This is a genomic window from Herbaspirillum sp. Her3, assembly GCF_057961275.1.
Genome location: NZ_CM176328.1, coordinates 3,084,887 through 3,099,487 on the forward strand (window position 1 = coordinate 3,084,887; position 14,601 = coordinate 3,099,487).

Sequence of the window (14,601 nt, forward strand, 5' to 3'; positions counted from 1 at the left end):
CGTCTTCTCCGGACGGCGCAAGCTGACTGGCTTAGAAACGATTACAGATGCGCTGGGCCGACTCCACCGTCATGCGGACCAGCTCCTGCTCGCGGTTGCCCACACGCAGGGCCGGTGCCATCAGGGTGATGGTGCCTTCCAGGCGGCCATTGGAGGTCATGATGGGAACCGAGACGCCCCACACGCCCAGGTCCACTTCACTCTCGCTGATGGAATAACCGCGACGGCGGATTTCATCGAGCTGCGCCTCCAGCGCGGCGGCTTCCTCGGGCTTGTCGCCCAACTGGTCCGCCAGCAGCTTCTGCTGCAGCTTGCGCGGCATGAAGGCTAGCAGGCTTTTGGCCGATGCTCCCTTAAGCAAGGGATGTGCCCGCCCCTTGGTGAAGGAACAGCGCAGCGGCTGATCGCTTTCTTCCATGGCGATGCACACCATCTGGCCATTGATCGGCACCAGCAGGCCCACGCTTTCGCCACTGCGCTGAACCAGCGAAATGATTTCCTCGCGGCTCTGGCTGATCAGGTTGGAGTTCTGGTCGAATCCCCAGGCCAGCTGCACACCGGTCGGACCCGGCTCGAAGGTGCCCGAATTCATATGCTCCTGCAGCAATCCCCACTTCTTGAGGGAAGCCAGGTGGCGATAAACGGTACTGACCGGTTGTTGCACCATGGCAGCAATCTGCTTGGCACTGACGGGCTTGCCGGCACGGGCCACGCCGGAGAGTACGTGGAGAACGCGGTCAACGATGGTAGAGGTTTGTGGTGAGTCCATGGCGGCAATATAAGGTTAATTTCTCACTTTAGGCGAACGATTCCCGCATATGAGGAAATAAATAGAAAAAATTTGAACCACTTGTTCATATATTCCCAACGGGCGGCTGAATTTTCTCACCTGTAACGAAAATTGCCTCATGCTATTTTTTAACTACCCAGTGCCGAAAATATTCCAGTGTCGACACTTCTTCCATTTTTTGGGCATAGTGCTATGATTAAATGCATAAAATCCCGAAGATTGTCGACACGGTAAAAACCCATGAGTGAGCTCATTGCACTGCCGGGCGCAGAACGCGACGGAGAAACCCTCTCCGAACACGTTTTTCGCAAGATTCAAAGCGCCATCGTGCAAGGCGAGATCGCTCCCGGCAGCAAGATTTCCGAGCCGGAACTGGCCCGCACCTATGGCATCAGCCGGGGTCCCCTGCGGGAAGCCATCCATCGCCTGGAAGGCCAGAACCTGCTGGTGCGCGTACCGCACGTGGGCGCGCGGGTGGTCTCGCTGACCCTGGAGGGCCTGGTGGAACTGTTCCAGATCCGCGAATCTCTGGAAGGCATGGCCTGCCGCCTGGCCGCGCAGCGCATGAGCCGGGCCGAGCTGGACGAATTGCGCCGGGTGCTGGACACCCACGAGAAGGACGAAGCCTTCCAGGCCGGGCGCGGCTACTATCAGCAGGAAGGCGACTACGACTTCCACTACAAGATCATCCAGGCCAGCGGCAACCAGATCCTGACCCGCATCCTCTGCGGCGAGCTGTACCAGCTGGCCCGCATGTACCGCATCCAGTATTCCGCAGCCCCCAACCGGCCGCGCCAGGCCTTTGCCGAACACCATCGCATCCTCGATGCGCTGGCCGACGGCGATGGCGAGCTGGCCGACCTGCTCATGCGGCGCCACATCGGCGCCTCCCGCCGCAACATCGAGCACCAGATCGCCCAGGCCGGGCCCGGCAGCACCGGCCAGCGCGACCAGGCCTGAACCGCACCGCCCACACAACAACCATTCCATCAACGAGACACGAGCCAACCGCCATGAATACCCAATACCGCAAGCAACTGCCCGGCACCCGCCTGGATTACTTCGATGCCCGCGCCGCCGTGGAAGCGATCCGTCCCGGCGCCTGGGACACCCTACCCTACACTTCCCGTGTGCTGGCAGAAAACCTCGTGCGCCGCTGCGATCCGGCCACCCTCACCGATTCGCTGCGCCAGCTGATCGAACGCAAGCGCGAGCTGGATTTCCCGTGGTTCCCGGCGCGCGTGGTCTGCCACGACATCCTGGGGCAGACCGCATTGGTGGACCTGGCAGGCTTGCGCGATGCGATTGCCGACATGGGCGGCGACCCGGCCAAGGTCAATCCGGTGGTGCCGGTGCAACTGATCGTGGACCACTCGCTGGCGGTGGAATGTGGCGGCGATGATCCGCAGGCGTTTGAAAAGAATCGTGCGATTGAAGATCGCCGCAATGAAGATCGCTTCCACTTCATCGACTGGACCAAGCTGGCCTTCGAGAACGTGGACGTGATCCCGCCCGGCAACGGCATCATGCACCAGATCAATCTGGAGAAGATGTCGCCGGTGATCCATGCCAAGGATGGCATCGCCTTCCCCGATACCCTGGTCGGCACCGACAGCCACACCCCGCACGTGGATGCGCTGGGCGTGATTGCCATCGGCGTGGGCGGACTGGAAGCCGAAAACGTCATGCTGGGCCGCGCCTCCTGGATGCGCCTGCCGGACATCATCGGGGTGGAGCTGAGCGGCCGCCGCCAGCCGGGCATCACTGCGACCGACATCGTGCTCTCGCTGACCGAATTCCTGCGCAAGCAGAAGGTGGTGGGCGCTTATCTGGAGTTCTACGGCGACGGTGCTGCCAGCCTGACCCTGGGTGACCGCGCCACCATTTCCAATATGGCCCCGGAATATGGCGCGACCGCCGCCATGTTCTCCATCGACCAGCAGACCATCGATTACCTGAAGCTGACCGGCCGCGAAGATGAGCAGGTCAAACTCGTGGAAACCTATGCGAAGCAAGCGGGCCTCTGGTCCGACACCCTGGCCAAGGCCGAGTACGAACGTGTGCTGCGCTTTGACCTCTCCACCGTGGTACGCACCCTGGCCGGTCCGAGCAACCCGCACAAGCGCCTGCCGGTCTCCGAACTGGCCGCGCAAGGCATTGCCGGCAAGGTCGAGAACGAACCGGGCAAGATGCCGGATGGTGCCGTCATCATTGCCGCCATCACCAGTTGCACCAACACCAGCAACCCGCGCAACGTGATCGCCGCCGGTTTGCTGGCGCGCAATGCCAATCGTCTCGGCCTGGCCCGCAAGCCCTGGGTGAAGAGTTCGCTGGCGCCTGGCTCCAAGGCGGTTGAACTGTATCTGGAAGAAGCCGGCTTGACCGCCGACCTGGAGAAACTGGGCTTTGGCATCGTGGCGTTTGCCTGCACGACCTGCAATGGCATGTCGGGTGCGCTCGATCCCAAGATCCAGCAGGAAATCATTGACCGCGATCTCTACAGCACCGCCGTGCTGTCCGGCAACCGCAACTTCGATGGCCGTATCCACCCCTACGCCAAGCAGGCGTTCCTGGCCTCGCCGCCGCTGGTGGTGGCCTATGCCATTGCCGGCACCATCCGCTTCGACATCGAGCAGGACGTGCTGGGCGTCACCGCCGAGGGCAAGGAAATCCGCCTGAAGGACATCTGGCCCAGCGACGAGGAAATCGATGCCGTGGTAGCCGCAGCCGTCAAGCCGCAGCAGTTCCGCAACGTCTATACGCCGATGTTCGCCGCCCGCGTGGATCGCAGCCAGACTGTGAGCCCGCTGTACGACTGGCGCCCCCAGAGCACCTACATCCGCCGCCCTCCCTACTGGGAAGGCGCGCTGGCCGGCGAGCGCACACTCTCGGGCATGCGTGCGCTGGCGGTGCTGGGCGACAACATCACTACCGACCACCTTTCGCCCTCCAACGCCATCCTGCTCGACAGCGCCGCCGGCGAATACCTGGCCAAGATGGGCTTGCCGGAAGAAGACTTCAATTCTTACGCCACTCACCGCGGCGACCACCTGACCGCGCAGCGCGCCACCTTTGCCAATCCCAAGCTCTTCAACGAGATGGTGAAGAAAGCCGACGGCAGCATGCAGCAAGGTTCACTGGCGCGACTGGAACCGGACGGCAAGGTCATGCGCATGTGGGAAACCATCGAAACCTACATGGAGCGCAAGCAGCCCCTGATCATCATCGCCGGCGCCGACTACGGCCAGGGTTCGTCCCGTGACTGGGCCGCCAAGGGCGTGCGCCTGGCCGGCGTGGAAGCCATTGTGGCCGAGGGCTTCGAGCGCATCCATCGCACCAACCTGATCGGCATGGGCGTGCTGCCGCTGGAATTCAAGCCCGGCGAGAACCGCAACACCTATGCCATCGACGGCACCGAGACCTATGACGTCATCGGCGAACGCCGTCCACGTGCCGACCTGATGCTGGTCATCCATCGCAAGAACGGCGAGCGCGTGGAAGTGCCGGTAACCTGCCGCCTCGATACCGCCGAAGAAGTCTCGATCTACGAAGCCGGTGGCGTGCTGCAGCGCTTCGCCCAGGATTTCCTGGAAGCCTCCGCCAACGCCGGCCAGAACGCCAAGGAACAAGCATGAGCCAGGTCCCCCAGATCCGCATCCCCGCCACCTACCTGCGCGGCGGCACCAGCAAGGGTGTCTTCTTCAAGCTGGACGACCTGCCCGACGCCGCCCGCGTACCGGGCCGTGCCCGCGACAAGCTGCTGCAACGGGTGATCGGCAGTCCCGATCCCTATGGCAAGCAGATCGATGGCATGGGTGGCGCCACTTCCAGCACCAGCAAGACCGTCATCATCTCGCGCAGCGAACGCCCGGGCCATGACGTCGATTACCTGTTCGGCCAGGTCTCCATCGACAAGGATTTCGTCGACTGGAGCGGCAATTGCGGCAATCTCTCGGCCGCCGTCGGTCCTTTCGCCATCACCGCCGGTTTGGTCGATCCGTCCAAGCTGCCGCAGGATGGCGTGGCCGTCATCACCATCTGGCAAGCCAACATCGGCAAGACCATCGTGGCCCACGTGCCGATGCGCGGTGGACAGGTACAGGAAACCGGCGACTTCGAACTGGATGGCGTGACCTTCCCGGCCGCCGAAGTGCAGCTGGAATTCATGGATCCGGCGGCCGAGGAGGAAGGCGCAGGCGGCGCCATGTTCCCCACCGGCAACGTGGTCGATACGCTGGAAGTGCCCGGCGTGGGCAGCTTCCAGGCCACCATGATCAATGCCGGCATCCCGACCATCTTCTTGAATGCAGCCGAGATCGGCTACAGCGGAACCGAACTGCAGGACGCCATCAACAGCGATCCGGCCGCGCTGACGCGCTTCGAGACCATCCGTGCCCATGGCGCCATTCGCATGGGTCTCATCAGCAAGGTGGAAGAAGCGGCCACGCGCCAGCACACGCCCAAGGTGGCCTTCGTGGCCCCGCCCAGGGAATATGTCTCTTCCAGCGGCAAAACTGTCACGGTGCAGGACACCGACGTGCTGGTCCGAGCCATGTCCATGGGCAAACTGCACCACGCCATGATGGGCACCGCAGCGGTGGCCATCGGCACGGCCGCAGCCATTCCGGGCACGCTGGTGAACCTGGCGGCGGGCGGCGGCGAGCGCAACAGCGTGCGCTTCGGCCATCCGTCCGGCACCCTGCGTGTGGGTGCGGAAGCAAAGCTGGAAGGCGGACAATGGGTCGTTACCAAGGCCATCATGAGCCGCAGTGCGCGCGTGCTGATGGAAGGCTGGGTACGAGTGCCGGGGGATGCGTTCTGAGCCATCGCTTCAGCGGCGCTACAGGACGCAAAAAAGCCGGCTACCTTGCGGTGCCGGCTTGATCGGCCTGCTGCGGGTCGGGACTCAGACGCGGTAGATTTTCTCGCCCGTCTGGACGATCCTGAATTTTTCGTTGGTCAGGGGATCCAGCGCGCGGCCATCGGCCAGCTTGTAGCTGCGGGTGAAGGCTTGTGCAGCCTCATCGGCCTCATCCTGCTGCGTCTGGTACACCTCTACGTGGTAAGGTGCGCCGGTCTTGCCCTTGGCATCGAATTTTTCCACCAGATCCATATGTCGTCTCCTTAGTCGTGGCCTTGCGCCAAGGTCAACGATAGCAGATTTGGCGCGGCTTTCCAGCGCATTGCATGTTGCAGCGCACAGAGATGAAGCTTTGTGCGCTGCTGAGCTGCCCTGTCAGAAGTGCAAGGTAACCCCTACCCCGAACTGACGCGTCACCTCGGCCTTGTTCAGACCGAATTTGGCGCCGGCGTCCAGATCCACCGTCTTGCTGGGCGACCAGATCACGCCCACCAGGGCGTAGGACGGCAGCTTCTTGCTGGAGGCATCGGCATTCTGCGCCACGCCGGTATCGCCCACCAGACGCCATTGCTCATTCAAGCCATACCAGACGGCCGCCGAGGCGCGCCACAGGGTCTTGCGCTGGGCCTGCTGGTCACTCTCCAGCTTGAAGCGGTTATAACGCAAGCCGAGGTTGCCGTGCAGGGTCCAGGGGCCGGTTTCGTAGGAAGCAATCCCGGTCAGGGCCATGCTGTTCTCGCCCGTGCCCAGGCCCTTGTCTTCATCGCCGCTGGGCATGAAGAACTCCGGCTTGAGCGCCAGGGCCAGGCTGTCCGCTTCGTAGTAGCGCCACTTGGCGCCGACCGAGACGTCTCCCACGCCCGTGCCGGTCGCCGACTGGAAGGTCTGCGGCAGGTTGAAGAACAGGTCCAGCTTGTCGGTGATCCCATAGGTGAAGGTAAATGCACCTACATGACCGGCGTTGCCGTTCTGCTTGCTCCAGTCGGTATTCATTTCGAGCTGGATGCCGCCGTCTCCCTGCACGCCCGCGTCGTCCGTCACCAGCGGGTGCGCCGCGAAGGCCGGATGACTGGCTGCCAGCAGCAGTACTCCCAAACAGGACAGCTTGATGGTTTTGTTTTTCATGAAAGACCCCACTTTCTTGTGTTTTTTCTATGATCGGTACGGCATTCTCCGAGCCGCCGCCATGACACACCCCTGCCTGCCACGGACGTGACAGGACACGTCGCAGGCGACGGATAAAACGATGTGGTCGGAGCGAACCGAAGGGAAATCGCACCGCTGCCTTGCCGGGACACATTAGCAAAGAGACTGGCCATGCATTCCGGACAGGAGAGGTGCTGGCAAGGCTTATTTGATGAATATGTCCTCGTTGGTGGCTGCGGTAAATGCCGTGGCTTTTACGGAAGGAACATCAATCTGGCTGGGTTCATCGCGCCTCGCGCGCAGCTGGAAGCGAAGTTCGGGCTGGATCTGATGATGACGGGACGCTCAGTGCCGCAGGCGTTTGCTGCGGCGGTCCTGACGGTCAACAGAGGCGCTTCACTTCCAGAGCGAGGTGGATAGTAACATCGGGGTCTGACAAAACTACAACAAAAAACTTCGATTTTTCCTGACTAAATCTGACGATTCTTGCAGTCAGCTCATGTCGGCTGTTCGGCGGCAGCGGCCAGTTCCGGGCCGATTTCGCGCAATACACGGGTCGGCACCTTCAGCAAGGCACCCCAGTCGCTCCAGTCCCAGGAGACGCGGCCGCACAGATATTCGAGACTGGAAACCGGCAACTCGAAACGTTCACCCAAGGCCAGCAGGCGCGGCAGCAAGGCCGTCCGCTCGGTGTCGCTGGCTACGCAGACGTCGGCCACACAGGCGGCCAGTTCCAGCAGGCGGATCAGCCGCTGCTGGCGGTCTTCTTCATCCATGCCGGTACTGTCGGCCTCGCTGTGGTGCAAGACGGTTTCACAGAAGAGCTTGGGGAAGAGCCAGTCCTGCATCATCGCTGCGGCCAGCTCCAGGTGACTGAATCCGAAGAGCGCCTTTTCTTCCTGGCGCAAAGCGCCCCCCTGCATGCCACTGCCCAATAGTTCGCCGTAACGCTTCGGGCGCGCCGACGCCAGGCCCAGACGGCCGATATCGGCCAGTAGCCCGATGGTGAACATCTCGGCCGGTGGCGCTATCTGCAAGAGGTCGCCCAAGGCCTGGCCGGCACAGGCCATGGCCGTCGACCGGCTCCAGAACTGGTCATAGTCGAATTCCTTGCAATCCCCGCGCCGGGCGGATTCCGTCAGCGAGATCGCCAGCGCCATCTGGCGCACTGCGTGCAAGCCCACCATCAGCAACAGCTCGACATTGACCGAGGCCACCATGCGGCCCTTGTTGATGTTGGGAATGTTGGCGATCTGGATCAGACGGCCAGCCAGCACAGGATCGCCCTGGACCTGCGCCACCAGCTCAGGCAGCGCTATGTCTTCCTGCTGGCACATCTGCATGATCTTCAGACGCACACCGGAGGGGGCAGGCAAGACTTCGGAGTCCTGCAATTCACGGAAAACCTGGGGGTCGACGTAATGAGGCATGAGGATTCGTGGGATTCTTTGTAGTTTGATACTTGGCGCGGTGCCAATTTGAGTTGGCGACAAGCATACCCAAATAATGGTCGTTGTGCGATGCGGCAATGCAAAGGCAACACAAGTTTTATCGGCTCGTGATTTCCTGCTTGCTGACAGAAACGCAAGACCCGCGCCGACAGCCGGCCGCCGGGCTTGCCGTTAAGCTGATGGCATGGCTCCAGTGCAACTTTGCCAAAAGCTTCATATAACCCGCTGCAAAGCCGCTGCACAGGCCCTGCGGCCATGGACAAAACCCGTCAGAGACGGCACAAGAGAGCCGAACGATTTTTCGAAGCAGAGCAAGGACGAAACCCGCATGGAAGACATGGTGGTGGTACGCAAGGAAGGCCTGTATTGCGTCCCCGGTGATTTCTACATCGATCCCTGGCGCCCGGTGGCTCGCGCGGTGATCACTCATGCCCACGCCGACCACGCGCGCATGGGTCATGCGCACTACCTGGCCGCGGCGCCGGGTGCGGGCATCCTGCGGGCCCGCCTGGGTGCCGAGATCAACCTGCAAGCGCTGCGCTATGGTGAACGGATCAGCCACAACGGCGTGCAATTGTCCCTGCATCCGGCCGGCCACGTATTGGGCTCGGCGCAATTGCGCATGGAGCATGCCGGCCGCATCTGGGTGGCCTCCGGCGATTACAAGCTGGAACCCGATGGCACCTGTGCCCCCTTCGAACCCGTACGCTGCCATGCCTTCATTACCGAATCCACCTTTGGGATGCCGATCTACCGCTGGCAGCCGCAGCGGGACATCTTCGAGGAGATCAACCAGTGGTGGCGCGGCAACGCCGCCGAGGGCCGCGCCAGCGTGCTGCTCTGCTATTGCTTCGGCAAGGCCCAGCGCATTTTGCACGGTATCGATGCCAGCATCGGTCCCATCGTCTGCCATGGCGCGGTGGAGCCGCTCAATCGTCTCTACCGTGAGGCCGGTGTCGCCTTGCCGGACACCCTCACCGTGGGCGAAGCCGAGGCCGGCAAGCGCGGCAAGGCCGCTGCCTATGCCGGCAGCCTGATCATTGCGCCGCCCTCCGCCGCAGGCTCGCCCTGGATACGCCGCTTTGGCGACTACAGCGATGCCTTCGCCAGCGGCTGGATGCGCTTGCGCGGCACGCGCCGGCGGCGCGGGGTGGACCGTGGTTTCGTGCTGTCCGATCACGCGGACTGGCCGGCCCTGCAGGAAGCGATCAGCGCCACCGGCGCCGAGCGCATCATCGTGACCCACGGCCAGGTCGCCACCATGGTGCGCTGGCTACGGCAGAACGGGCTGGATGCCGGGGCCTTCGCTACCGAGTATGGAGATGAAGAAACTGACGACGGCCCGACCGCAGCCCCGGCCGTCACGGAGCAGGACAACCGCCATGCGTGAATTCTCCCGGCTCTACACCGAACTGGACGCCACCACCTCCACCACCCGCAAGCTGGCCGCGCTGCAAGACTACTTCGGCCATGCCGAGGCCGCCGACGCTGCCTGGGCGGTCTATTTCCTGGCCGGCGGCAAGCCTCGCCAGGCCGTCCCTACCGGCTTGCTCAAACAATGCGCAATGGACTATGCCCAGATCGACGAATGGCTGTTCGAGGAGTGCTACCACAGCGTGGGCGACCTGGCCGAAACCATCGCCCATGTGCTGCCCCCGCCCAAGGCCGGCAACGACCTGGGCCTGGCACGCTGGATGGAAGAACGCATCGCCCCGTTGCGGGGAGCCGATCCGGCGCTGATCCGCGCGGCACTCTTCGCGGCCTGGGATGAGCTGGACTGGCAAGGGCGATTCCTGCTCTCCAAACTGATCGGCGGCGGCTTTCGCGTGGGGGTGTCTCGTCTCTTGGTCACGCGTGCGCTGGCAAGCGTTGCCCAGCTCGATCCCAAACTGGTAGCCCAGCGCATGGTCGGCTGGACCGACGGTCGCGCCCGACCCGATGCCCTGCGCTATGCGCAACTGATCGCCCCGGCCGAAGGCCAGGATGCGCAATTGCAGGGCGGCCAACCCTACCCCTTCTTCCTGGCGCATCCCCTGCTGGAGTCACCGGCCACCCTGGGCCCGCTCACGGACTGGCAAGTGGAATGGAAATACGACGGCATCCGCGCCCAGCTGGTGCGGCGCCATGGCAGCAACTGGCTGTGGTCGCGCGGCGAAGAATTGATCACCGATCGCTTTCCTGAACTGGCCGCGCTGGCCCTGCCCGATGGCACCGTCATCGATGGCGAGATCGTGATCCGCCTGCCCGATTCCGGTCGGCAAGCCGATCGCGTGGCGCCCTTCGCCGAGCTGCAAAAGCGCATCGGCCGCAAGAGTCTGAGCGCGCGCCTGCTGGCCGAACTGCCGACCGGCCTGATCGCCTACGACCTGTTGGAACAGGACGGCCAGGATCTGCGCGGCCTGCCCCAGCACGAGCGCCGCATGCGGCTGGAAGCCATGCTGCAAGACCATGCTGCCGCCGCCCTGATGCTGGCCCCGCAAATTACCGCCCCCGACTGGGATGCGCTGGCCCAGTTGCGCGCCACCTCGCGCGAGCGCGGCGTGGAAGGCATGATGTTGAAGCAACGGGACGCCCACTACGGCATTGGCCGCACCCGCAACGTCGGCACCTGGTGGAAGTGGAAGGTCGATCCCTATTCCATCGATGCCGTGCTGATCTACGCCCAGGCAGGCCACGGGCGGCGCGCCTCGCTCTACACCGACTACACCTTCGCGGTCTGGGATGCCCCTGACGAACAGGGCGAACGCAAGCTGGTGCCCTTTGCCAAGGCCTATTCCGGTCTCACCGATGCAGAAATTGCCGTGGTCGACCAGGCCATCCGCAAGACCACCATCGAGAAATTCGGCCCGGTACGTAGTGTCAAGCCCAGCATGGTGTTCGAGATAGGCTTTGAGGGTATCGCCCTGTCTTCGCGCCACAAGGCAGGCGTTGCCGTGCGTTTTCCCCGCATCTTGCGCCAGCGCCTGGACAAGACTGTCGAACAGGCCGATACCCTGCCCAGCCTACGCGCACTGCTGGGACCATCGGCCAGCCTGCAGCACGAAGATCAGAAGGAACTGCACCGTGCCACGCAAGACGAATAAACCCAGCCCAGGCGAAAAAGCCGCGCTGAGGATGGCCGAACAATGGTTCACCCGGCGCGGCTGGGAAGTCTTCGACTTCCAGCGCGCAGTCTGGCAGGCTGCCGGCCAGGGCAAGAGCGGCCTGCTGCATTCGGGCACCGGTTCCGGCAAGACCTATGCCGTCTGGTTCGGCGCCCTGCTGCACGCCGAGCCCAGGCTGGGCCAGCCCGAACTGCCCGCCAGCGCAGGCGGCCTGCGGGTTCTGTGGATCACCCCGATGCGTGCCCTGGCCGCCGACACCCTGCGCGCCCTGCAAGCGCCGCTGGTTGATTTGCTGCCGCACTGGCAAGCCGGCATGCGTACTGGCGACACCGCCTCGGGAGAACGCGCGCGCCAGATGAAATCCTTGCCCCAGGCCCTGGTGACGACCCCGGAAAGCTTGTCTCTGCTGCTCTCGCAAGCCGATGCCCAACAGCGATTTGGCCGTCTCGACGCGGTGATCGTCGATGAATGGCACGAACTGATGGGCAACAAGCGCGGCGTGCAGGTGCAGTTGGCCTTGGCGCGGCTGCAGCGCTGGCGTCCAGGGATGGTGGTGTGGGGGCTCTCCGCCACGCTGGGCAATCTGGACCAATCCCTGCAAGCCCTGCTGGGCCCGGCTGCTGCCGCGCAAGGCGTGCTGGTGCGGGGCGAGCAACGCAAGCGCATCGTCATCGATACCCTGTTGCCACCCCAGCCCGCCCGCTTTGCCTGGGCCGGGCACCTGGGCATGCAGATGCTGCCGGCCGTGGTGCAGGAAATCGAGACCAGCGGCAGTACCCTGGTCTTCACCAATACGCGCTCCCAGGCTGAACTTTGGTACCAGAATCTGCTGGATGCACGGCCCGACTGGGCCGGCATCATCGCCCTGCATCACGGCTCGCTGGACCGCGAGGTCCGCGACTGGGTGGAGCAAGGCCTGCGCGATGGGCGTCTCAAGGCGGTGGTCTGCACTTCAAGCCTGGATCTCGGCGTGGATTTCACGCCCGTGGAGCGGGTGCTGCAGATCGGCAGCCCGCGCGGCATAGCCCGGCTGCTGCAGCGCGCCGGGCGATCCGGCCACTCACCGGGGCGCAGCTCGCGCGCCACGCTGGTGCCGACCAACAGCCTGGAACTGGTGGAAGCCATCGCCGCCCAGGATGCGGTAGCAGCCGGCCGCGTCGAACAGCGTCCGGTGCCGGAAACGCCGCTGGACGTGCTGGTCCAGCATCTGGTGACCATCGCCCTGGGCGGCGGCTTTCGGGCCGACAGCTTGTTGGAGGAGGTACGGCAGGCCTGGTCCTATCGGGACTTGCGCCAGGATCAGTGGCAATGGGCGCTGGATTTCGTGGTGCGCGGGGGCCAGAGCCTGACCGCCTATCCCGAATACCACCGTGTCCGCGCGGGCGAGGATGGCATCTACCGCGTGGAAGTCCCGGCCATCGCGCGCCGACATCGCATGAACATCGGCACCATCGTGGCCGACGCCAGCCTGCACGTGCAATACATGAAGGGCGGGCGGATTGGTACCATTGAAGAAGGCTTCATTGCGCGCCTGCGCCCGGGTGACCGTTTCCTCTTCGGCGGCCGGGTGCTGGAGTTCGTCCGGGTGCACGAGATGACGGCCTGGGTACGCCGCAGTACCGCCGGCAGCGGCGCCGTACCGCGCTGGCAAGGCGGCCGCATGCCCTTGTCCTCCACCCTGGCGCACGCCGTATTGGACCGTCTGCAACAAGCCGAGCAGCAGCGCTTCGACGGACCTGAAATGCAGGCCGTGCAGCCGCTGCTGGCGCTGCAGCACGCCTGGTCGGCACTGCCTACCGGAGATCGGCTGGTGGTGGAAGCGCTCAAGAGCCGCGAGGGCCATCACCTGTTCTTCTATCCCTTTGCCGGCCGCTTGGTGCACATGGGGCTGGCCTCACTATTGGCCTGGCGCCTGGCCAGCACGCGGGCGGCGACGTTCTCCATTGCCGTCAACGACTACGGGGTTGAATTGCTGGCCGCCGATGAAGTGGAGATGGCGCGGCTGGCCCCGGAACAGGCACAAGCACTCTTCAGCGAAGACCATTTGCTGGACGACGTGCTCTCCAGCCTGAACGCCACCGAACTTTCGCAGCGGCGCTTCCGCGAGATTGCCCGCATTGCCGGGCTGGTCAGCCAGGGCTATCCGGGCCAGCACAAGAGCGCGCGCCAGTTGCAGGCTTCGTCCGCGCTGTTCTTTGAGGTCTTTCGTAAGCACGACGCCGGCAACCTGCTGCTGACGCAAGCTCAGCGCGAAGTGCTGGAACAGGAGCTGGAACTGGAACGCCTGCGCCTCACCCTGGCCGAGCTGCGCGCGCGCAGCCTGACGCTGGTGCAACTGCAACGCCCTACCCCGTTCGCCTTGCCACTGATGGTGGAACGCTTCCGTGAGAAACTCTCCACCGAGAAACTGGCGGACCGCGTGGCCCGCATGCTGCGCGAACTGGAAGGCGCCGCCGACAAGACCGCCGCCCGCGATCAGCGCAAGCCCCGCCCCAAGAAAACTGCATGATGAAACACCCCTGCTTCGACGCCGATGGCGTATCCCTGACCATGCTGCCGGAACGCGCCCTGCTGTGGCGCGAGCGGGCCATGCTGATCTTGGCCGACGTGCATTTCGGCAAAGCGGCCGCCTTTCGCGCTGGTGGCATCCCGGTCCCGCACGGAACGACGCGCGCCAATCTGGAGGCCATCGATGCGCTGGTTCAGCAGCATGCGGTACGCCACATCGTTTTCCTCGGCGATTTCCTGCACGCACGCACAGGCCGGGCGGCGGGCACGCTATCGGCCCTGTCGCAATGGCGTGATCGGAATGCGAGGCTCGCCCTCACCCTGGTACGCGGCAATCATGACCACCATGCCGGCGATCCTCCTGCCGAACTTGATATCGAGATTGTCGATGAGCCCTGGCGCGTAGGCCCGCTGGCCTTTTGCCATCATCCGCAGACGGTGGCGGGCGCCTTCGCCATCGTCGGCCATGTACATCCCGTCTATCGCCTCTGCGCCGCAGGCGATGCCCTGCGCCTGCCCTGCTTCGTGCTCGATGGCCGCTGGGCCATGCTGCCGGCTTTCGGCGCCTTTACGGGCGGCTACCGCGTCGAGGCCCAGCCGGGCCAGCGCATCTACCTGGCGGCCGAAGACTGCGTGCTGCCGCTGCCTGGCTGAATCCTGGCTCAATAAAACCGAAACTTCATGCTGTGGCAACGCGGCATGAAGCTTTCGTCTGCGCAGCCCTATTTTAGTAGTGAATTA

The 14,601-nt window shown here is 63.9% G+C and carries 11 protein-coding genes; 7 read left to right on the forward strand and 4 right to left on the reverse strand.

Annotated features, from left to right (window positions below; genetic code table 11):
- Window positions 1-31 precede the first annotated feature (31 nt).
- Window positions 32-769: an IclR family transcriptional regulator gene (locus ACVC5H_RS14055; RefSeq protein WP_489618469.1), complete on the reverse strand. Its 738-nt coding sequence runs from the start codon at window positions 767-769 to the stop codon at window positions 32-34.
- Between the two features lie 261 nt (window positions 770-1,030).
- On the opposite strand from ACVC5H_RS14055, the gene ACVC5H_RS14060 reads away from it, so the two are divergent.
- The 3 genes from ACVC5H_RS14060 to prpF are packed head-to-tail and all read left to right on the forward strand — an operon-like array spanning window position 1,031 to window position 5,612.
- Window positions 1,031-1,750 carry a GntR family transcriptional regulator gene (locus ACVC5H_RS14060; protein WP_489618470.1) on the forward strand — a complete coding sequence of 240 codons (720 nt, stop codon included), beginning with the start codon at window positions 1,031-1,033 and terminating at the stop codon, window positions 1,748-1,750.
- A gap of 53 nt (window positions 1,751-1,803) precedes the next feature.
- Window positions 1,804-4,425, forward strand: coding sequence for a Fe/S-dependent 2-methylisocitrate dehydratase AcnD (gene acnD, locus ACVC5H_RS14065; protein ID WP_489618471.1), 2,622 nt, complete (start codon window positions 1,804-1,806; stop codon window positions 4,423-4,425).
- Window positions 4,422-5,612 (forward strand): 2-methylaconitate cis-trans isomerase PrpF, encoded by a 1,191-nt coding sequence (gene prpF / locus ACVC5H_RS14070; RefSeq protein WP_489618472.1) that lies wholly within the window; start codon window positions 4,422-4,424, stop codon window positions 5,610-5,612. Before acnD ends, prpF begins: the two co-directional genes overlap by 4 nt.
- An 84-nt stretch (window positions 5,613-5,696) precedes the next feature.
- Here prpF and ACVC5H_RS14075 read toward each other — a convergent pair whose 3' ends face one another.
- The 3 genes from ACVC5H_RS14075 to ACVC5H_RS14085 all read right to left on the reverse strand — a co-directional run bounded on the left by ACVC5H_RS14075 (window position 5,697) and on the right by ACVC5H_RS14085 (window position 8,227).
- A complete protein-coding gene (locus tag ACVC5H_RS14075) occupies window positions 5,697-5,903 on the reverse strand; it encodes a hypothetical protein (protein WP_338719658.1) in 207 nt (68 codons plus the stop codon).
- A 123-nt stretch (window positions 5,904-6,026) separates the two neighbouring features.
- Window positions 6,027-6,776 (reverse strand): transporter, encoded by a 750-nt coding sequence (locus ACVC5H_RS14080; RefSeq protein WP_489618473.1) that lies wholly within the window; start codon window positions 6,774-6,776, stop codon window positions 6,027-6,029.
- A 518-nt stretch (window positions 6,777-7,294) separates the two neighbouring features.
- The gene (locus tag ACVC5H_RS14085) at window positions 7,295-8,227 is read right to left on the reverse strand and encodes an HDOD domain-containing protein (RefSeq protein WP_489618474.1); all 933 of its coding nucleotides are present in this window, start codon (window positions 8,225-8,227) and stop codon (window positions 7,295-7,297) included.
- Window positions 8,228-8,576: 349 nt separating this feature from the next.
- Here ACVC5H_RS14085 and ACVC5H_RS14090 point away from each other — a divergent pair, with 349 nt between their 5' ends.
- The 4 genes from ACVC5H_RS14090 to pdeM are packed head-to-tail and all read left to right on the forward strand — an operon-like array spanning window position 8,577 to window position 14,514.
- Window positions 8,577-9,638, forward strand: coding sequence for a ligase-associated DNA damage response exonuclease (locus tag ACVC5H_RS14090; RefSeq protein WP_489618475.1), 1,062 nt, complete (start codon window positions 8,577-8,579; stop codon window positions 9,636-9,638).
- Window positions 9,631-11,331 carry an ATP-dependent DNA ligase gene (locus tag ACVC5H_RS14095; RefSeq protein ID WP_489618476.1) on the forward strand — a complete coding sequence of 567 codons (1,701 nt, stop codon included), beginning with the start codon at window positions 9,631-9,633 and terminating at the stop codon, window positions 11,329-11,331. The genes ACVC5H_RS14090 and ACVC5H_RS14095 overlap by 8 nt, the downstream gene beginning before the upstream one ends.
- A gap of 31 nt (window positions 11,332-11,362) precedes the next feature.
- Window positions 11,363-13,861 carry a ligase-associated DNA damage response DEXH box helicase gene (locus tag ACVC5H_RS14100; RefSeq protein ID WP_489622697.1) on the forward strand — a complete coding sequence of 833 codons (2,499 nt, stop codon included), beginning with the start codon at window positions 11,363-11,365 and terminating at the stop codon, window positions 13,859-13,861.
- A complete protein-coding gene (pdeM, locus tag ACVC5H_RS14105) occupies window positions 13,858-14,514 on the forward strand; it encodes a ligase-associated DNA damage response endonuclease PdeM (protein WP_489618477.1) in 657 nt (218 codons plus the stop codon). Before ACVC5H_RS14100 ends, pdeM begins: the two co-directional genes overlap by 4 nt.
- Window positions 14,515-14,601 lie beyond the last annotated feature (87 nt).

Bases quoted from the DNA above. Each gene is read 5' to 3' on its own strand.
- ACVC5H_RS14085 (WP_489618474.1), bottom strand. From the start codon at position 8,227: ATGCCTCATTACGTCGACCCCCAGGTTTTCCGTGAATTGCAGGACTCC.
- ACVC5H_RS14095 (WP_489618476.1), top strand. From the start codon at position 9,631: ATGCGTGAATTCTCCCGGCTCTACACCGAACTGGACGCCACCACCTCC.
- ACVC5H_RS14060 (WP_489618470.1), top strand. From the start codon at position 1,031: ATGAGTGAGCTCATTGCACTGCCGGGCGCAGAACGCGACGGAGAAACC.
- ACVC5H_RS14100 (WP_489622697.1), top strand. From the start codon at position 11,363: ATGGCCGAACAATGGTTCACCCGGCGCGGCTGGGAAGTCTTCGACTTC.
- pdeM (WP_489618477.1), top strand. From the start codon at position 13,858: ATGATGAAACACCCCTGCTTCGACGCCGATGGCGTATCCCTGACCATG.
- acnD (WP_489618471.1), top strand. From the start codon at position 1,804: ATGAATACCCAATACCGCAAGCAACTGCCCGGCACCCGCCTGGATTAC.
- ACVC5H_RS14080 (WP_489618473.1), bottom strand. From the start codon at position 6,776: ATGAAAAACAAAACCATCAAGCTGTCCTGTTTGGGAGTACTGCTGCTG.
- ACVC5H_RS14090 (WP_489618475.1), top strand. From the start codon at position 8,577: ATGGAAGACATGGTGGTGGTACGCAAGGAAGGCCTGTATTGCGTCCCC.
- prpF (WP_489618472.1), top strand. From the start codon at position 4,422: ATGAGCCAGGTCCCCCAGATCCGCATCCCCGCCACCTACCTGCGCGGC.
- ACVC5H_RS14055 (WP_489618469.1), bottom strand. From the start codon at position 769: ATGGACTCACCACAAACCTCTACCATCGTTGACCGCGTTCTCCACGTA.
- ACVC5H_RS14075 (WP_338719658.1), bottom strand. From the start codon at position 5,903: ATGGATCTGGTGGAAAAATTCGATGCCAAGGGCAAGACCGGCGCACCT.